The 18,699-nt window shown below is 69.7% G+C and carries 15 protein-coding genes; 10 read left to right on the top strand and 5 right to left on the bottom strand.

From position 1 onward, the window contains the following. The first annotated feature begins 29 nt into the window (after window positions 1-29). The 3 genes from lolA to serS all read left to right on the top strand — a co-directional run bounded on the left by lolA (window position 30) and on the right by serS (window position 3,315). The gene (lolA, locus tag LRG07_RS01240; protein ID WP_201170470.1) at window positions 30-665 is read left to right on the top strand and encodes an outer membrane lipoprotein chaperone LolA; all 636 of its coding nucleotides are present in this window, start codon (window positions 30-32) and stop codon (window positions 663-665) included. Further along, on the top strand, window positions 662-1,945 hold the full coding sequence (locus LRG07_RS01235) for a replication-associated recombination protein A (protein ID WP_274522059.1): 1,284 nt from the start codon (window positions 662-664) through the stop codon (window positions 1,943-1,945). The genes lolA and LRG07_RS01235 overlap by 4 nt, the downstream gene beginning before the upstream one ends. 92 nt (window positions 1,946-2,037) lie before the next feature. Continuing rightward, window positions 2,038-3,315 carry a serine--tRNA ligase gene (gene serS / locus LRG07_RS01230; protein ID WP_201241950.1) on the top strand — a complete coding sequence of 426 codons (1,278 nt, stop codon included), beginning with the start codon at window positions 2,038-2,040 and terminating at the stop codon, window positions 3,313-3,315. A gap of 139 nt (window positions 3,316-3,454) precedes the next feature. Here serS and LRG07_RS01225 read toward each other — a convergent pair whose 3' ends face one another. Continuing rightward, window positions 3,455-4,135, bottom strand: a complete 681-nt coding sequence (locus LRG07_RS01225) for a Bax inhibitor-1/YccA family protein (RefSeq protein ID WP_238634630.1) — start codon at window positions 4,133-4,135, stop codon at window positions 3,455-3,457. 212 nt (window positions 4,136-4,347) lie between these two features. On the opposite strand from LRG07_RS01225, the gene thrH reads away from it, so the two are divergent. The 4 genes from thrH to LRG07_RS01205 are packed head-to-tail and all read left to right on the top strand — an operon-like array spanning window position 4,348 to window position 11,564. Further along, window positions 4,348-4,956: a bifunctional phosphoserine phosphatase/homoserine phosphotransferase ThrH gene (gene thrH / locus LRG07_RS01220; RefSeq protein ID WP_201170466.1), complete on the top strand. Its 609-nt coding sequence runs from the start codon at window positions 4,348-4,350 to the stop codon at window positions 4,954-4,956. Between the two features lie 33 nt (window positions 4,957-4,989). Further along, window positions 4,990-5,526, top strand: coding sequence for a metallophosphoesterase family protein (locus tag LRG07_RS01215; protein WP_238634638.1), 537 nt, complete (start codon window positions 4,990-4,992; stop codon window positions 5,524-5,526). A gap of 9 nt (window positions 5,527-5,535) precedes the next feature. Beyond that, window positions 5,536-9,471, top strand: coding sequence for an ATP-dependent RNA helicase HrpA (hrpA, locus tag LRG07_RS01210; protein WP_238641598.1), 3,936 nt, complete (start codon window positions 5,536-5,538; stop codon window positions 9,469-9,471). Next, complete coding sequence (locus LRG07_RS01205) at window positions 9,468-11,564, top strand: GNAT family N-acetyltransferase (protein WP_238641597.1); 2,097 nt, start codon at window positions 9,468-9,470, stop codon at window positions 11,562-11,564. The genes hrpA and LRG07_RS01205 overlap by 4 nt, the downstream gene beginning before the upstream one ends. Here LRG07_RS01205 and LRG07_RS01200 read toward each other — a convergent pair. Then, window positions 11,550-12,827, bottom strand: coding sequence for a hypothetical protein (locus LRG07_RS01200; protein WP_201241948.1), 1,278 nt, complete (start codon window positions 12,825-12,827; stop codon window positions 11,550-11,552). The genes LRG07_RS01205 and LRG07_RS01200 overlap by 15 nt on opposite strands. A gap of 126 nt (window positions 12,828-12,953) precedes the next feature. On the opposite strand from LRG07_RS01200, the gene LRG07_RS01195 reads away from it, so the two are divergent. From LRG07_RS01195 to LRG07_RS01185, 3 genes are all read left to right on the top strand, one after another. Continuing rightward, a complete protein-coding gene (locus LRG07_RS01195; RefSeq protein ID WP_201170453.1) occupies window positions 12,954-13,517 on the top strand; it encodes a hypothetical protein in 564 nt (187 codons plus the stop codon). Window positions 13,518-13,538: 21 nt separating this feature from the next. Beyond that, the gene (locus LRG07_RS01190) at window positions 13,539-15,113 is read left to right on the top strand and encodes a BCCT family transporter (protein ID WP_238641596.1); all 1,575 of its coding nucleotides are present in this window, start codon (window positions 13,539-13,541) and stop codon (window positions 15,111-15,113) included. Window positions 15,114-15,195: 82 nt separating this feature from the next. Further along, a complete protein-coding gene (locus tag LRG07_RS01185; RefSeq protein WP_201241947.1) occupies window positions 15,196-16,278 on the top strand; it encodes an SO_0444 family Cu/Zn efflux transporter in 1,083 nt (360 codons plus the stop codon). Window positions 16,279-16,345: 67 nt separating this feature from the next. Here LRG07_RS01185 and LRG07_RS01180 read toward each other — a convergent pair whose 3' ends face one another. The 3 genes from LRG07_RS01180 to LRG07_RS01170 form a co-directional block, all read right to left on the bottom strand. After that, the gene (locus LRG07_RS01180) at window positions 16,346-17,143 is read right to left on the bottom strand and encodes a response regulator (RefSeq protein WP_201170447.1); all 798 of its coding nucleotides are present in this window, start codon (window positions 17,141-17,143) and stop codon (window positions 16,346-16,348) included. A gap of 60 nt (window positions 17,144-17,203) precedes the next feature. After that, window positions 17,204-17,746: a peptide-methionine (S)-S-oxide reductase MsrA gene (gene msrA, locus LRG07_RS01175; protein ID WP_238641595.1), complete on the bottom strand. Its 543-nt coding sequence runs from the start codon at window positions 17,744-17,746 to the stop codon at window positions 17,204-17,206. Between the two features lie 72 nt (window positions 17,747-17,818). Next, window positions 17,819-18,699: OmpP1/FadL family transporter (locus LRG07_RS01170; RefSeq protein WP_238641594.1), on the bottom strand; the 881-nt coding region annotated here is incomplete at its 5' end.

The raw sequence follows: 18,699 nt of genomic DNA, 5'->3' as shown, positions 1-18,699 counted from the left end.
ATGCACGCAACCCCGGAGGCAAAACGCCCATGACGCCCATCCAACGAACCGCAATCGCGCTCGCCCTGGTGCTGGCGCTCGCGCTGAACGCCGTGCAAGCCGGGCAGCTGGCGGCACTGGAGGACTACTACCGCGATGTGGAGACGGTCCAGGGGGTGTTCAAGCAGTTCACTCTGGACGATCGCGGGCAGGTGATTGAGGAGTCCTCCGGTGACTTCGCCATCCACCGCCCGGATCGCTTTCACTGGTCCTACGCCGGCCCGTTCTCCCAAGAGATCATCGCTGACGGTGAGCGTCTCTGGGTCTACGACGTCGAGCTCGATCAGGTCACCGTGCGGGATCAGCGCGCCGTCCTGGGCAGTGCACCCGCGCAGCTGCTCTCCGGCGATTACGCTGATCTCGCGGAACTGTTCGAGTTGGCCGAGACCGAGGACTACGTCCGGCTCACTCCCCGCGACGGCGGCGAGGCCTTTGATGAGGCCCGGCTGGGTATGCGCGACGGGCACCCGAGTGCGCTGGAGATCGACGACGCCCTGGGGCAGGTGACCCGGGTCGAACTCGACGAGGTGCGCATCAACGAGTCCGTGGATGCCGACCGGTTCCGTTTCGACCCGCCGGAAGGGGTCGACGTCTACGAGACCGATCCGGACGAGGGGGTCCGTTGAGCGCACCTCCGAGTGCACCGCTGGCCGAGCGCATGCGCCCGCGCAGCATCGACGAGATGGCCGGGCAGGGGCATCTGCTCGATTCCGGTCGGGCGCTGGTGCAGAGCGTGGAGGCCGGGCGTCCCCACTCCATGATCCTGTGGGGGCCTCCAGGCAGTGGCAAGACGACGCTCGCCCGCCTGGTGGCCGAGCACGCCGAGGCCCGGTTCCTGACCCTCTCCGCGGTGACCGCCGGGGTGCGCGAGATCCGCGGTGCCATGGCCGAGGCCACGGATCTCTGGAAGACGGGCCGGCGCACGGTGCTTTTCGTCGACGAAGTGCACCGGTTCAACAAGGCGCAACAGGACGCCTTCCTGCCCTACGTGGAGGACGGCACGGTGGTCTTTATCGGGGCCACCACGGAAAACCCCTCCTTCGAGCTCAACAAGGCGCTGCTCTCGCGGGCGCGGGTCTACATGCTGCGGGCCCTGGACGATACGGCCCTGTCCGAGCTGCTCGAGCGGGCGTTGCGCGACCCGGAGCGCGGCCTGGGGGAGCGTCGGCTGCAGGCCACCGACGAGGCCCGGGCTCTGCTGCTGCGTGCCGCCGACGGCGACGCCCGGCGATTGCTCTCGGCCCTCGAGATTGCTGCGGACCTGGTCGATGCGCAAACCCTCGACGCCGATGCCGTGGCCGAGGCGGTCGCCGGCGGGGCACGGCGCTTCGACAAGGGGGGCGACGATTTCTACGATCAGATCTCGGCGCTGCACAAGTCGATCCGCGGTTCGGATCCGGACGCTGCGCTGTACTGGCTGGCGCGCATGCTCGATGGTGGCTGCGATCCGCTCTACATCGCCCGGCGGTTGATCCGGGTTGCCTCCGAGGACATCGGCAACGCCGACCCGCGGGCCCTGCAGGTGGCCCTGAACGCCGCCGAGGCGTACGAGCGTCTCGGTTCGCCGGAGGGGGACCTGGCCCTGGCCCATGCGGCCGCATTCCAGGCCTCGGTACCCAAGAGCAACCGCGTCTACACTGCCTGGCAGGCGGCCGAGCGGGACGTCCGCCGGTACGGCTCGCTGGAGGTGCCCATGCACTTGCGCAACGCCCCGACCGGGATCATGAAGGAGCAGGGTTTCGGCAGCGGTTACCGTTACGCCCACGATGAGCCGGAGGCCTTCGCCGCCGGCGTCGAGTACATGCCGGATGCGTTGGCCGGAACCCGGTACTACGAGCCCTCCGACCGCGGGCTGGAGCAGCGCATTGCCGAGCGCTTCCGGCGGTTGCGCACCCGGCAGGCGTAATGCGCGCCGCGCCGTGGCGCCGACCGCCCGGAAATCATTAGAATGCACGCCGCCATGGCGCCCGCCCCGGAACCAAGGAGCCTGCGACACCTATGATCGACCCCAAGCTGCTGCGTAACGATCCCGAAGGCATCGCCGCCAACCTGGCGCGGCGCGGATTCGAATTCGACGCCGCCGGCTACCGTGCGCTGGATGCCCGGCGGCGCGAGCTGCAGCAGGAGACGCAGACGCTGCAGAACCAGCGCAACGAGCGCTCCAAAGAGATCGGCGCGGCCAAGAAGCGCGGCGAGGACATCGAGCCGCTGAAAGCCGAGGTGGGGCGCATCGGCGAGCGCCTGAACGAAGCAGAGAACGCCCTGAGCGAGGTGCAGGAGCAGCTTGAGGCGCTCCATCTTGGCCTGCCCAACCTCCTCGACGACCAGGTTCCCGACGGTGAAGACGAAGCCGATAACCGCGAGCTCCGCCAGTGGGGTGGGATTCCGGCGCTGCCCTTCAAGCCGCGGGATCACGTCGATCTGGGCGAGCTGCTCGGCGGGATGGACTTCGAGGCGGCCGCGCGCATCGCCGGCAGCCGCTTCGTCACCCTCAGTGGGCCTCTGGCGCGGCTGCACCGCGCACTGACCCAGTTCATGCTCGATCTGCACACCAGCGAGCACGGTTACACCGAGGTCTACGTCCCGTACCTAGTCAATGCCCGGGCGCTGACCGGCACCGGGCAGCTGCCTAAGTTCGAGGCGGATCTCTTCCGCGTCGAGCACGACCCCGATTTCTATCTGGCGCCGACGGCCGAGGTACCGGTGACCAACCTGGTCCAGGAGCGCATCGTCGAGGACCCGGATATGCCGCTGCGCTTCGTCTGTCACACGCCGTGCTTCCGCTCCGAGGCCGGCAGCTACGGCAAGGACACCCGCGGTATGATTCGCCAGCATCAGTTCGAGAAAGTCGAGCTGGTCCAGGTGGTGCGGCCCGGGGAGTCCTGGGATGCGCTGGAAGCGCTCACCGGCCACGCCGAGGCGGTGCTGCGCCGACTGGCGCTACCCTACCGGGTGGTGTCGCTGTGCAGCGGAGACATCGGCTTCTCGGCGGCGCGCACCTACGATCTGGAAGTGTGGCTGCCGGCGCAGGAGCGCTACCGGGAGATCTCCTCCTGCTCGAACTTCACCGACTTCCAGGCGCGGCGCCTGCAGGCGCGCTGGCGCAACCCCGAGACCGGCAAACCGGAGCCGGTGCACACACTCAACGGCTCTGGACTGGCCGTGGGGCGCTGCCTGGTGGCGATCCTGGAGAACTACCAGGAGGCCGATGGTCGGGTGAGTGTCCCCGAGGCACTGGTCCCGTACATGGGCGGGGTGCGCGTTCTGGGCGACTGAGAGCGCCCGGCCCCTGGATCCCGATCACCGGCGTGCGGCGGGATCTCCGGTCGCGGACGGGACGCGGCAGTATCGGGAGGAAGCCCCGCAAGGGGCGGGCCGGGCATTGCGCCCGGCCCGATACGACGGATCCGGCGGGTTACTCGTTGGCCAGCCCGAGCAGGTGCAGCAGGCTGGTGAACAGGTTGTAGATGGCCACGTAGAGGGTGATGGTGGCCATGATGTAGTTGTCCTCACCGCCGTTGATCATCTCGCTGGTCTGGTAAAGGATCAGCCCGCTCATCAGGATCATGAACATCACGCTGACCGCCAGCGACAGGCCCGGCATCTGCAGGAAGTAGGCGGCCAGGGCGGCGACGAACGCGACCAGGATCCCGGCGAAGAGGAAGCCGCGCATGAAGCTGAAGTCGCGCCGGGTAGTCAGGGCGTAGGCCGACAGGCCCAGGAAGATCGCCGCCGTGCCACCGAAGGCCATCATCACGGTCTGACCGCCGTTGGGCAGGCCCAGGTAGAGGTTGATGATCGGCCCCAGGGTGTAGCCCATGAACCCGGTCAGGGCGAAGATCGACGCCAGCCCCCAGACGCTGTTGCGCAGGTACTGGGTCAGGAAAAGAAGACCGAAGAACCCGCCGAGGACGACGAAGATGTTCAGACGCGGTGCGTCGGTGAGCACGGCCGCGCCGGCCGTCACGGCGCTGAACGCCAGCGTCATGGCCAGAAGGATGTAAGTGTTGCGGATCAGCCGGTTGGTGGCCAGCGCCTGGGTGGCGGCACCGCCGGTTGCCGTCGCGACGCGACTATCGGAATAGCGCTCGGACATAGGGTCTGCCTCCTTGTTCGGTTCCGCGATCGTGGGCCGCAGCGTCTACGGCTAGCGCGCCCATTATCGACGTTCTGGCCGGTCGACGCTACATTGTCCCGCGGGTCGTGCCGTTTCGCTTGCACCCGGCATCCAATATGAATAGATTGGCCGCGCAATCGCGCCAACCGGGGCAAGTGTGCCCGGGAAACGCTCGCCAGGAGGACAATCGCTTGAACATCGTCTGTCTCGATCTCGAGGGCGTGCTGGTTCCGGAGATCTGGATCAACCTCGCCGACATCACCGGCATCGACGCCTTCCGCGCCACGACGCGGGACGTTCCGGACTACAACGAGCTGATGACCATGCGCCTGGCGGACATGGACCGGCACGGCCTGGGACTGGCCGACATCCAGTCCGTGGTGGCCCGGCTCGAGCCGCTGCCCGGGGCCCGCGAGTTCCTCGACGGGCTGCGCGCCGACTATCAGGTGATCATCCTCTCCGACACCTTCTACGAGTTTGCCCGTCCGCTGATGGCGCAGCTCGGCTGGCCGACGCTGTTCTGCCACAGCCTTGAGGTGAGCGAGGCGGGTCGGATTGCCGACTTCCACATCCGCCTCGAGGATCACAAGCGACAGGCCGTGGAGTCGCTGCGCAGCCTGAACTTCCGGGTAGCCGCCGCTGGCGACTCTTACAACGACACGCGGATGCTCGGCGCAGCGGACCAGGGGATCTTCTTCTGCCCACCAGCGGAGATCGCCGGGCAGTTCCCGCAGTTCCCGGTTACCCACGATTACGCCGCGCTGCGCCAGGCCCTAGACGAGGCCTTCGCGCGCGGCTGATTGCGACCGCCCTGCGTCAGGGAAGGGGTCCCCATGCGAGTAGGTATCATCGCCGATACCCACGGCTTCCTCGACCCACGCATCGCCGACCACATCGCCGAGTGTGACCTGGCGGTGCACGCCGGCGATGTGGGCGGGGCCGATGTGCTCTGTGCCATGCAGCCGCGCGAGGAGGTGGTGGCCGTACGCGGCAACGTCGACGGGCCAGAGACCTGGCCGGACCACGAGGCGCACATGCTCGAGAACCTGCCGGCGCACTCGGTCCTTGACCTGCCCGGCGGCGAGCTGGCGGTCATCCACGGCGATGGCTACGAGCCCGCCTCGCGCCGGCATGAGCGCCTGCGCGCGGCCTTCCCGCGGGTGCGGGCCATCGCCTGCGGGCACAGCCACCAGCTGAGCGTCGACGACACCACGCAGCCGTGGGTGCTCAACCCGGGGGCCGCGGGCCGTGTGCGGGTCAACGAGGGGCCGTCGATGCTCATCCTCGACTGCGAGGAAGATGGCTGGTCGGTGCAGGTGGTGCAGCTGCCGCCCCGCAAGTACCGGGCTATTACCGGCCACGAGGAGTAGCCGGCACTCGTGGGGGGCGTACCGCGCCAGCTCCGGGCGCTGCGTGAGCGCATTGAGGGGGCCTTCGGCCCGCAGCGCCCGATCCTGCGGCGCCGTCTGGCCGGGCTCGAACGGCGTGCCCGGCAGGGCAAACCCTTCGACCGCGGGGTGGCGCGCCTGGAGCAGGATCTGGCCGCCGCCGAGGCGGAGGTCGCCCGGCGCCGGGACGAGGCCGTGGCGCTTCGCTACGACCCCGACCTGCCGGTGGTCCAGCGCCGCGAGGAACTGCTCGAGGCCCTGCGCGATCACCAGGTCGTGGTGGTCTGTGGTGCCACGGGGTCGGGTAAATCCACCCAGCTGCCCAAGATGTGCCTGGAGCTTGGCCTGGGCAGCCGCGGACTGATCGGCCACACCCAGCCACGGCGCATCGCCGCCCGGGCGCTGGCCGAGCGCCTGGCCGAGGAGACGGATACCCGGATCGGGGAGACGGTGGGCTACAAGGTCCGTTTCACCGATCAGGTGGGTGAAGAGAGCCGGATCAAGCTGCTTACCGACGGGATGTTGCTCGCCGAGATCCAGTCCGACCGGCACCTGGACGCCTACGACACCCTGATCATCGACGAGGCCCACGAGCGCAGCCTCAACATCGACTTCATCCTCGGCTATCTCAAGCGCCTGCTGCCGCGACGGCCGGACCTGAAGGTGATCGTCACCTCGGCGACCATCGATCCGGAGCGCTTCGCCGAGCATTTCGACGGCGCACCGGTGCGCGAGGTGTCCGGACGCACGTACCCGGTGGAGATCCGCTACCGGCCCTACGAGGAGCGCGAGGGGGTTGAGCAGCCCCAGGCGGTGACCGAGGCGGTGCATGAGCTCGCCTGTGAGGGCCCGGGCGACGTGCTGGTCTTTCTCTCCGGTGAGCGCGAGATCCGCGAGTGCGCCGAGGCCCTGCGCAAGCAGCCGCCCCGGGGCACCGAGATCCTGCCGCTCTACGCCCGGCTCTCCAGCGCCGAGCAGCAGCGGGTCTTCCATCCCGGCGCCGGCGGGCGAAGGGTGGTGCTCGCCACCAACGTGGCGGAGACCTCGCTGACCGTTCCCGGCATCCGCTACGTGGTGGATACCGGGCGGGCGCGGATCAGCCGCTACAGCCATCGCACCAAGGTCTCGCGGCTGCCGGTCGAGCCCATCGCCCAGGCCTCTGCAGACCAGCGCGCCGGTCGCTGCGGGCGCGAGGCGCCGGGGATCTGCATCCGTCTCTACAGCGAGGAGGATTACGCGAGTCGGCCCCGCTATACCGACCCGGAGATCCTGCGCACCAACCTCGCCGGGGTCATCCTGCAGATGAAGGCCATGGGCCTGGGCGATATCGAGCGCTTTCCGTTCGTCGAGCCCCCGGAGCGGCGCTACATCAACGACGCCCTGCGCCTGCTCTTCGAGCTCGAGGCCGTGGATGAGCGCCGGGAACTCACCGACCTGGGCCGGCGCCTGGCGCGCATCCCGGCGGATCCGCGCATCGGTCGCATGCTGCTCGCTGCCCGCGAGACGGGTGTGCAGCGCGAAGTCCTGATCATCGCCGCCGCGCTCTCCGTGCAGGATCCGCGTGAGCGGCCGATGGAGGCGCAGGAGGCCGCGGACCGGGCCCATGCGCGCTGGCACGATCCGAAGAGCGATTTCGCTGCCCTGCTGAGGCTGTGGGATGATTACCAGGCGCAGCGGCGCAGCCTGTCCCGGCGCAAGCTGACGCAGTGGTGCCGTGAGCACTTCCTGGCGCCACAGCGCATGCGTGAGTGGGCCGACATCCGCCGCCAGTTCGCGGAGATGCTCAAGGAGGCGGAGCGCCGCCGGTCCTCCGGCGACGAGGGCGGGCAGGGCGAGTCGGCGGGGCGGTCCGACGAGGCGGACTTCCCCTACGAGGCCGTCCACCGGGCCCTGCTCACCGGGCTGCTCAGCCAGGTGGCCACCCTGCACGAGGAGCGCACCTACCTCGGCGCGCGCGGCGTCAAGCTGCAGATCTTCCCCGGATCGGGGCTGGCGCGGCGTCGCCCCAAGTGGATCGTGGCCGCCGAGCTGATGGAAACCAGCCGGCTCTTCGCCCGCACGGTGGCCGAGATCCGCCCGGAGTGGGTCGAGCAGCTGGCCGGGCACCTGGTCTCGCGTAGCTACGGCGAGCCGCGCTGGGAGAAGCGGGCCGGGCGTGTGGTCACCGAGGAGCAGGTGAGTCTATTCGGGCTCACCCTGGTCTCGGGGCGCAAGGTCGACTACGGGCGGCTCGACCCGCAGGAGGCGCGGCGGCTGTTCCTGCGTGACGGCCTGGTCGCCGGCGAGATCCGTACCCGCGGCTCGTTCCTGGCCCACAACCAGGCCCTCGTCGACGATGTCGAGCGTCTCGAGGCCAAGGCCCGGCGGCGCGACGTCCTCGTCGATGAAGAGCAGCTGGTGGCCTTCTACGATGCCCGCATACCGGCGGAGATCCACGATGCCGCGGCCTTCGAGCGTTGGCGCCGGCGCGCCGAACGGGACGACCCGCAGTGCCTGTATATGACCCGCGAGGCGCTGATGCGCCGGGATACAGAGGAGATCTCCGTCGATCAGTACCCCGACCGAATGACCGTCGGTGGGGTGGAGCTGGCCCTGGAGTACCACCTGGAGCCGGGCAGCGAGCGTGACGGGGTCACCGCCGTGATCCCGGTGGCGGCGCTGAAACAGTTGCAGCCCGAGCCGTTCGAGTGGCTGGTGCCGGGACTGCTGCAGGAGAAGGTAACGGCCTTGATCCGCGGACTGCCCAAGGCCCTGCGCAAGCACTTCGTGCCGGCGCCGGATTTCGCCCGCGCTGTGCTGGAGGCGGTGCCCCACCGGGAGGGGGCGCTGACCGACGCGGTGGCCCGCCACCTGCAGCGGGTTACCGGGGTGGAGCTGCCGCCTGGCGCCTTTGAGGCCGTGGAGCTGCCGGAGCACCTGCGCATGGCCTTCCGCGTGGTAGACCGCGAGGGCCGCACCCTGGAGGAGGGTCGCGATCTGCTTGCGCTCCAGTCCGGGCTGAGCGAGGCGGCCAGCGAGGAGTTTGCCGCCACGGGCGGCGGCAGCGGCTCTGGCCCCGGCACCGAGTGGCACCGCGAGGGCATCACCGCCTGGGATTTCGGGCCGCTGCCCGAATCGGTGGTGCTGGAGGAGGGCGGTGTCCGCTTCCAGGGCTACCCGGCGCTCCGGGATGAAGGGGACTCCGTCACCCGGCTGCTGCTCGATGCTGCCGAGCCTGCTGTGGCACAGACCCACGCCGGGGTGCGGCGGCTGTTCATGCTGGCCCTGCCGCAGCAGGTGCGCGCGCTGCGTAAGCTCGATGAGCTCAAGGCCCTGCGGCTCAAATACCGCGGCCTGGGCAGCGATGATCAGCTGCGTGAGGCCCTGCTGCGGGCGGTCTTCGACCGCTGCTTCCTCGCCGACGGGCTGCCGCGGGATGCCGCGACCTTCGAGGCCCGCCTCGCCGCCGGGCGCGGCGAGCTGGTCTCCTGCGCCCAGGGCCTGTGTGCCGCCCTGGATGACGTACTGACCCGCTACCAGTCGCTGCGCCAGGCGCTGAAAAAGCTCAACAGTCCCGCCCTGCTGGAGAGCCTGCGGGATATCGACGAGCACCTGAACAGCCTGGTTTACCCCGGCTTCCTGGAAGACCTGCCGCCGCAGCGATTCGGCGAGCTGCCGCGTTACCTGCGGGGGCTCGAACGCCGGGTGGAGAAGCTGAGACTTGACCCGGCCAAGGATCGAGCGCCGCTGCGCACCATCCGCCCCTGGCACGAGCGGGTGCACCAACGCCTGGCGGCGCGGGCCGAGCGCGGCGTTCCGGATCCGGCACTGGAGCAACTGCGCTGGATGCTCGAGGAGTACCGTATCTCGCTCTTCGCCCAGGACGTCGGTGCCCGGGAGAAGGTCTCGGAGAAACGCCTCCAGGAGCTCTGGCGGGAGGTGGCGTGAGCCGCCGCACGGTGGTCCTCGCTGGGCCGCCGCACTGGGGGCGCGATACGGCGGCGCGACAGCTCCCCGCCGACGCCCGGATCTGCTGGATCGGCGAGCCGCCGGCTGAGGGGTTGCCCGATCGGGTGGAGCGGCTGGTGGCACGGGACTTCCGGCGCGTGCTCGGGCGCACCGTGGATCTCTTGGTCTACGACGCGCACGCCGGTGTCGATGCAGATGCCCTCGGTGCCGCGGTCGGATCATTGCGCGGGGGCGGTGTGCTGGTCATGCTCACGCCGGCCTGGGGGCAGTGGCCGAGCGCTCCGGATCCGCTGCTCGGTCGGCTGATCCCTGCCGGGCACCGGCGGGAGGAGGTCGGCACCCGCTTCCTCCGGCGCCTGATGGTCGGGCTGGAGCAGTCTTCGAGCGTCGCCTGCCTGACCCCGGCGCAACCGCCCCCCGACCTCGAGCCGGCGCCGCCGCCGGTGCCCCATGGTGACCACCCCTACGGTTGCCGAAGTGCCGATCAACAGCGCGCCGTGGAGGCGGTGATGCGGGTGGTCGACGGTCACCGCCGCCGCCCGGCGGTGCTAACCGCCGATCGTGGTCGCGGCAAGTCCGCCGCGCTGGGCATTGCGGTGGGTGAACTCCTGCTTCAACGCCGGGTGCAGCGGGTGGTGATCACCGCGCCGACGATCCACGCCGCCGACGGTCTGTTCGAGCACGCCGCCGAGCGCTGCGGCGGCGTGCGGGTCGAGCGCCGCCGCCTGTGCTGTGCCGGTGCCGAGGTCGTCTACCGCGAGCCCGAGGCACTGATCGACCGCCCGGAAACCGGCGATCTGCTGCTGGTGGACGAGGCCGCGGGGCTGCCGGTGGATCTGCTTCGGCGTCTACTCGAGCACGCCTCGCGCATCGCCTTCGCGAGCACGGTGCACGGCTACGAGGGCAGTGGGCGTGGCTTCGACCTGCGCTTTCGAGGCGTGCTCGATGCCGAGGCCCCCGGATGGCGGGCAGTCCGGCTGGAGACGCCGATCCGCTGGGAGCTCGACGATCCCCTGGAGGCGTGGCTGGGGCGCGTGCTCTGCCTCGACGCCGAGCCGGCCGAACTCGGGGACACCGCAGAGGCCCCGGCAGCGCGGATCGTGCCGGTCAGCCAGGAGGCTTTGGCGCAGGATGAGCAGCGGCTGCGCCAGGCCTTTGGGCTGCTGGTGGCGGCCCACTACCGGACGCGACCCTTCGACCTCCACCAGCTCCTCGATGGCCCGCGGCGGCACCTGTTCTTGGCCGAGGAGGCAGGTGCCGTGGTCGGCGTGGCGGTGGCTGCCGAGGAGGGCGGGCTTGATCCGGCAACGGCCCACGAGGTGTGGGCCGAGCGGCGTCGGCCCCATGGCCACCTGCTGCCCCAGGCCCTGGCCACCCACGCCGGCATCGAGGCGGCACCCACCGGCCGCGCCCTGCGCATCCAGCGCATCGCCGTTCACCCCCGGCGACGGGGGCGTGGGCTGGGCGCCGCGCTGGTCGATGCCGTGACCGAGCGTGGCCGCAGGAACGGCTGTGCCCTTGTCGGCACCAGCTTCGGCGCTACGCCGGGGCTGATCCACTTCTGGCGGGCCTGTGGCTTGCACGCCGTGGCGGTGGGGGCCCGGCGGGATGCGGCCAGTGGCGAACACTCGGCGCTGATGGCCCGGGGCCTCGATGCGAAAGGTGCCGCGTGGGTGGAGCAGGCCGGCTTTCGGCTCGGTGCCGGGGCCTCGGCGCTTCTGGCCGAGCCGCTGGCGCGCATGGATCCGCAGGTCGCCCTGGCTGTGGTCCGCGCTGCGCAGGGCGCCGAGCCGCCGGCGCCGGGCGACTGGCAGCGGCGGGAGCTGGCCGGCTTCGCCCACAGCCTGCGCGGGTACGCTGCGGCGCTGCCGGCGTTGCGTGTCCTGGCCGAGGCGGTGCTGATCGATTCGGACCGGTCGCGCGGGCGCATGTCGCACTGTGAGGCGGCTTTCATCGGCAAGGTTCTGCAGCACCGACCCTGGGTGGACGCCGCGCAGCGGCTCGGCGTCTCGGGGCGTCGTCCGACTTTGGCCGCCCTGCGCCAGGCGGTGGCCGATTCACTCCCGGAATGACCGGCCCAGGGCCTCCATCCGCGCGCGCTGTTCAAACTGCTCCTGACGCTCGACCTCCTCGGGATCATCCGGGCTCGCCGGGCAGCGGCCGGGGTGGACCAGGGTCAGCCGGCTCAGGCACTCCTCGTAGAGCTCCGGAGTCTCGTAGTGGCACTGGCCGCAGTCCGGCATGTGCTGGGTCAGGGTCTCGTTGCCCTCATTGAGGGCGATCCGCACCGAGGCGTCGTTCTTGCAAATGTGGTCGTGATCGGTGACCACCACCTCGCCGTTGCCCTCGGGGATCGGCGTCAGGCAGCGGTCGCACAGCTCGCGCGTGCGGCGCTGGACCTCCTCGACGATGTGCGGATGCCGCGGGGCGAGCAGGTTGAAGCGCTCCCAGCTCTCGCGGTCGTGCTGGCGCCGGCCGCGTTCGGCCGTGGTCTCGCTGCGCACCGGGACGTGGTGGCGCGGGTCGCCCTCGCTGGCGGCGCGAGCGGCTTCGCGGGCTTCGCGTCGGCGCCGCTCCGAGCGCGCCGCTAGATCGAACTTCTTGACCGCTTCCGCCAGGTGGATGTCCTTGCCTTCGACGATGTACGGCCGCAGCTCCGAGCCGCTGTCGGCGGCGTAGCCCTGAGGGGTACCGTGGCCGGGCAACGGGGCCCAGAGGATGGGCCGGCCGGCGAAGGCGGCGGCGGTCTCGCAGGCCCGCTGCACCGCGTTGGGGTTGACCCCGCGGCCGCCCTCCAGATGCAGGTGCTCCCGGGGGAGGGCGTAGATGACGTAGCGCTGCGACTCCATGGAGGAGTCGATGAGCAGGCTGGCATGGTGGCCTTCGGCGGAGCGCTGGTCGGTGGTGACCTCAAGCTCGGGGAGGCACTGCTGGATGCTCTCGGCCAAGGCAGCCGAGAGCTCGGGATAGGGGCCGCCCCGGGCGGCGATCTGGCGGCGGCGCTGCTCTTGCTCGCGCAGCTCTCGGTGACGACGCCAGGCCGGGATGAGCTTGCTTAGTGCCGCGGCGAAGCACAGCAGCCCGAGGAACAGAAAGACGGGTGCCAGCGCGCTGAGGGTTTCGTAGACTGCCCGGGGAAGATCCGGCGACGGGCGGCTGACCAGGCCAGGCAGCAGGCTGATGATGAAAAAGATGGCCGCGCCACGCTGCCAGTACTTCACATCCCGGGCCACGGCGGCGCTGAAGCCTTCTGCCTGGCGCTCGTAGGAGGCGGCCACCGCCCAGATGAGCAGTGCCAGCACGACCGCCACGATGCTGATGCCGGTTACAACCATGGAGCCGATCATAGAGCGGGCGTCGGGTGTCGGCAATGCACCGCCGGCCGGTGGGGTAACGGTGTGGGTTGGGCGGGCGACGGTGTTTGCAGTACCATCATCGGGTTATCACATCACGGAGGCACCATGAGCGAACCGGAGCAGACGCCGGAGACCGAAGAGCACGTCGACCCGCAGTCGCTGGGCGTCGATGAGATCGTCGAGCAGATGCGCATCGTGCGGGTGCGCTACACCCTGGCCGACACCTCGGCCTACGTGCGCTACCTGCCGCGTTTCAACCCGCAGCCGGAGGATCTGACCGTCCACGTGGACCCCTTCGCCGAGCACCACGAGGGCGCCGAGATCACCGGCGAGTTCCGCCTCCCCGAGCTTGTCAACGAACTCATCCACGCCTACATCCGGGTCCACGTCTTCGCGAGCCGCGAGCAGCGCAACTACTTCGTCGGTGGCTTCGACGACGCGCTCACCCAGCTCGACTTTGTCGGCGGCGGTTTCGGCTTCAACCGCCTGTGGATCACCGTGGGCACGACGAACATCGGCATGCCGGTGTGCATCTACCTCGGGCAGCGTACCGCCGTCAATCGCCAGCCCACCGTCTCGTTGGTGGACCACCGGGAGAACCCCCGGGGCGATGTCGTCTACCGGGCCGTCGGTGGCTACGGGGACCACGTCGGTGAAGAGTACTTCTAAGGGCAGCCGGGGGAACAAGACGTGCGTGCACAGAGAGGCCCGCTGAAAGGGTTGAACGTCCCGCTGACCGGCACGGCCGCGCTGATCGTGATCGGGTTCCTGATCTTTGGCGCCTGGGATCCGGAGTACGCAGAGACAGTCTTCGAAGGGGTCAGCGGTTGGGTCCTCGATACCTTCAAGTGGTACTACATCGGGGTTGTCGCCTTCTTCCTGCTGTTTGCGCTGTTCCTGATGTTCAGCCGCTTCGGCGATCTCAAGCTCGGCGACGACGACCGTCCGCCGGAGTTCAGCTACTTCGCCTGGTTCTCCATGCTCTTCGGCGCCGGCATGGGCATCGGTCTGCTGTTCTGGAGCATCGCCGAGCCGGTCTGGCACTTCCAGGGCAACCCCTTTATCGACGAGGGGGAGGCGGCCGCTGCGGCTGAGTCGGCCATGCGCCTGACTTACTTCCACTGGGGATTCCATCCCTGGGCGATCTACGCCATCGTGGCGCTGTCGCTGGCCTTCTTCTGCTACCGCAAGAAGCTGCCGCTGGCCATCCGCTCGGCGCTCTACCCGCTGATCGGCAACCGCATCTACGGGCCGCTGGGGCACGCGGCGGACGTGCTGGCCGTCTTCGGCACCATCTTTGGGGTGGCTACCTCGCTCGGGTTCGGTGCGATCCAGATCAATACGGGCCTGGACGAATTGTTCGGGATCGGGCTAAGCACCACGAATCAGCTGCTCATTGTCGCCGTGGTGACGCTCATCGCGGTCGGGTCGGTGGTCTCCGGGGTCGGGCGAGGGGTGAAGGTCCTCTCGCAGCTGAATCTGATCCTCAGCGCCGTGATCCTGCTCTTCTTCCTGACCCTGGGGCCGACGCTCTATCTGCTCTCGAGCTTTGTCCAGGGTATCGGTGACTACCTGCAGAACGTGGTCTACCTGAGCTTCTGGACGGACGCCAGCGGCGCCCGCGAGGCCGATGGGTGGCAGAAGTCCTGGACCGCCTTCTACTGGGGCTGGTGGATTGCCTGGGCGCCCTTCGTGGGCATGTTCATCGCCCGCATCTCGCGCGGCCGGACGATCCGGGAGTTCCTCGGTGGTGTGCTGCTGGTTCCGACGCTGCTTGCCCTGGCCTGGCTGACCGTCTTCGGCGGTACCGGGCTGTATCAGGAGCTCTTCGGTGCCGGCGGGCTGGTGGACGCCGTGGCGGAGGACGAGACCATCGCCCTCTACTACACCATCGAGGCCGTCGCCCCCGGGGTGATCGCCACCCTCTTCGCGGTGATCGCCACGGTCCTGATCGCCACCTACTTCATCACCTCGTCGGACTCGGCGACGCTGGTGGTGACCATGCTCCTGTCCGTGGGTAATACCGAGCCGCCGACGTACCAGCGTGCCTTTTGGGGTGTCGCTGAGGGGTGTGTGGCCGGTGTCCTGCTAATCGCCGGCGGATTGGCGGCGCTGCAGGCGGCGGCCATCGTCTCGGCGTTGCCGTTCTCGCTGCTGATGCTGCTGATGTGCTACGCCCTGATCCGCGGCCTGCAGGAGGAGAAGCGGCGCATGCAGCTCTCCTGGCAGCCGGGGCAGGGGCCGCCGGCGGCGCCGCACCTCTAGGGGGTGACCCGGACGCCCGCCGCGCGATGCGGCGGGCGTCTCCGGACATCCCGCGGCCTGCAAGCAACCGGCGGAGCGCCCGATGATCGCCACTGCCATCGAAGCCGGCACCAACATCCTCGACGTCACCGCAACGGTGGCGCCCTGGCTGCTCATCGGCCTGGCGCTGGGGGCGGTGGTCCAGGTGTTGATCCCGACCCACCGGCTCCGTCAGTGGCTGGGCGGTTCGGGGGTTGCGTCGGTGGCCCGTGCCGCGGTGATCGGAGCGCCGCTGCCGCTGTGCTCCTGCGGCGCCATCCCCACCGCGCTCTCCCTCCACCGCGGGGGGGCCTCGCGCGGGGCCTCCACGGCCTTTCTGGTGGGCACGCCGGGGATCGGCATCGACTCGGTGGTGTTGACCTGGGTGCTGATGGGTCCGTTCATGGCGGTCTCACGGGTGGTGGGTGCCGTGGCCACGGCCATCGCCACCGGGCTGGCCGTGGGCCGGGTGCCGCCGGCCGTGCCGGCGACGGTCGGAGAGGCCGGCTGCGCGTCGGGGTGCACGGGGTCGACGGACCATGCCGAGTACGCCCCGGACCCCGGGCCGGTGCGCCACATGGGCCGGGTGATGCTCCGGCTCATCGATGACATTGGCACCTGGCTGATCATCGGCCTGATCCTCGCCGGGCTGATGATCACCTTCGTCCCGCCCGGTTCTCTGGCGGCCTGGGGCAGCGGGCTGCTGGCCATGGTTGTGCTGGCCCTGGTGGGGATCCCGCTGTACGTCTGTGCCACGGCGGCCACGCCGGTGGCCGCGGCGATGCTGATCGCCGGGGTGTCGCCGGGGGCGGTGCTGGTCTTTTTGATTGCCGGGCCGGTGACCAGCCTGGCCACGCTGCTGGTCCTGCGCCGGGAGCTGGGCACCCCGGCCGCAGGGGTCTATCTGGGCAGCATCGTCGTAGCGGCCCTGATGGTCGGACTGGTCGTCGATGGCGTGGTGGCCCTGGGCGGGCTCGAGCCGGCGGCCATGGCCGGTGCCGCCCGGGAGATCTGGCCGGAGTGGGTCGAGCGTGCCGCCGCCGGTGTCATGCTGACGTTGATCATTGTCCCGGCGCGCCGGGCGGTGCGCCGCGCCGGCCACTGGGCCTGGTCGGTTGCCCGGGGCGGGCGTCGGGTCCGGACCTGAGGGATACGCCCCTGGGGAGGCCTCGGCGGGCGTTGGAGCGGGGCGGCCCCCAGGAGGGTGGGTGCGCTCAGCTGAACAGGCGCAGCAGGGTCTGGCGCGCCGTCTCCGGCTCGAACGGCTTGTCGCAGATGGTGTCCACCCCGGCCTGGGTCACCCCGGCCAGGCTGGCGTGGTCGGGACGGGAGCTGATCATCAGGATGGGCAGGTGTAGGAACTGCGGCTGTTCGCGGACATAGCGGACCAGCTCGGCGCCGTCCATCTCCGGCATGTTGTAGTCGGTAACGATCAGATCGAAGCTCGAGCGGTGCAGTGCCTCCACCGCCTCGCGCCCGTTGGCGGCCTCGACGAAGTGCTCCGCCCCGAGGGTCTCGAAGACCCGGCGCAGGTAGCTGCGCGCCATGCGGCTGTCGTCCACCAGCAAAAAGCGCAGGGTGGTGATGTCCACGTGGTCGAGTTCGAGCTCCTGCTCGCTGAGCAGGTCCACGCTGGCGCGCACCGCCCGGTCCAGATCATCGGCGGTGAACGGCTTGGGCAGGATGGCCATGACCCCGGACTGGCGCAGGGTCTCCAGCTGCCCGCGGTCGCGCACGCTGGAGACCAGCATGAAGGGCTGGTCGGCGGTGGCCGGCTCGTCGCGGAGTTCGAGCAGGAAGTCCTCGGCGGTCCCGTCGGGCAGGTACATGGCGCTGACCACCAGATCGGGCCGCATGGCCCGGAACCGCTCGCGGGCGTCGGCCAGCGTGCCGGCCTCCTCCAGGTGGTGGATGCCGGCCTCGCGCAGGCTTTCGGCGAGGATCCGCCGCTGCACGTCGGAGGGCTCCACCAGCAGGACGGCGAGTTCGGAGACGGTGATGGTCGGGGTCATACCCTGGCTCCTTGCATGGATTCCGGCTGCCGGCAGTATGCCCCCGCACGATGACTGCGGCTAGTCCCGCTCGAAGCGCTCAGGGTAGCGTTCCCGGGCGCGGGCGATCTTCGGCGCGATCATGGCCCGGCAGTAGGGGGCCTGCGGGGCGCCGTCGTAGTAGCGCTGGTGCTCCGGCTCGGCGGGGTAGAAGGCGTAGAGTGGCTCGACCTCGGTGACCACCGGGCCGGTCAGGGCGCCGGACTCATCCAGTTCGCGGATGAGCTCCACGGCGGTGCGCCGCTGCTCTTCGTCGGCGTAGAGGATGATGGAGCGGTATTGGCTGCCGACATCCGGCCCCTGGCGGTTGCGCTGGGTGGGGTCGTGGATGGTGAAGAAGACCTCGAGGAGCTCGCGGTAGCCGATCTGCTCGGGGTCGAAGCGCACCTGGACCACCTCGGCGTGGCCAGTGGTACCGCTGCACACCTGGCGATAGGTCGGGTGCTCGGTCGCGCCGCCGGCGTAGCCGGAGACGGCCGCCTCGACCCCGCGCAGGCGCTGGAAGACCCCCTCGATGCACCAGAAACACCCGCCGCCTAAGGTCGCCGCCCGGGTCTCTGCCATGGTCCTGTCCCCCCGTTCTAAGGTCGTATTCGACAGTGTGGCATCCCGCGGCAGCGGGTGCGTAGCCAGCGCCTAGAAGCGCCAGTTGGCGGAGGCGGCGAAGATCTGCACGTTGGATTCGTACTCGCCGTCCACCGGATCGTCTGGGAGTTCCTCCCGATCGGCGACGGTGATCTCGGCATCATCCAGCCAGATGTAGGTGTAGCCGAAGTCGACGCTCAGCTGCTCGGCCGCCGCCGGGTACCAGCTGCCGCCCACCGCCAGCCAGGTGCGGTCCTCGTCGGGGATGCGCGGCGTGCGGTTGCTGTCGCCGGTGGGCGTCTGGTCGTAGGCCACCCCGGCACGCAGGTCCCAGCGCTCGTTGAGGTCGAAGCGGGTGCCCAGGGAGAGCAGCCAGGTGTCGTCCCAGTCGTAGTCATCGGACTGTTCGAGGATTGGATCGCCTGCGGCGTCCACGAGGATGGCTTCATCGAATTGGATGGCCAGCTCGTCGAAATCACTCCACTGGGTCCAGGTGGCGTCGGCGAGCAGGGTCCAACGCTGGTCGAGCCGGTGGCTGACGCCCAGGTTGAGGCTGGCCGGGATGTCGAGATCCGCCTCGCCGCCGGTTTCGGTGCCGAGTCCGGGCTGTAGCTCTTCACGCAGTTCGGCGTCGCCGGAGAGGGTGTGGCTCATGCCGTGGCGGTAGGCGATGCCGAGTTGGGTGGCCTCGGTGACGGCGTAGTGGGCGCCCAGGTTGAAGCCGTACGACCAGTCATCGCCCTCCACGCTGAGCTTGTTGTCAGTAGCCGGATCTGGTGGAGCATTCGGGTCGCCAACGACCATCTGCGACAGCGTCGCATCGGCGTACTGGGCCGACAGCCCAAAGCCCACGGAGAGCCGCTCGTCCACCCGCCAGCCGAGTTGGGGGTTGATGTCGACGGTGACCAGGTCGGTGTTGACGGCGTCGTAGC

It is taken from the genome of Halorhodospira sp. 9622, from assembly GCF_022228025.1.
In the GTDB taxonomy this organism is placed as follows: Bacteria; Pseudomonadota; Gammaproteobacteria; order Nitrococcales; family Halorhodospiraceae; genus Halorhodospira; species Halorhodospira halophila_A.
This window is presented reverse-complemented; position numbering and strand designations above follow the sequence as displayed.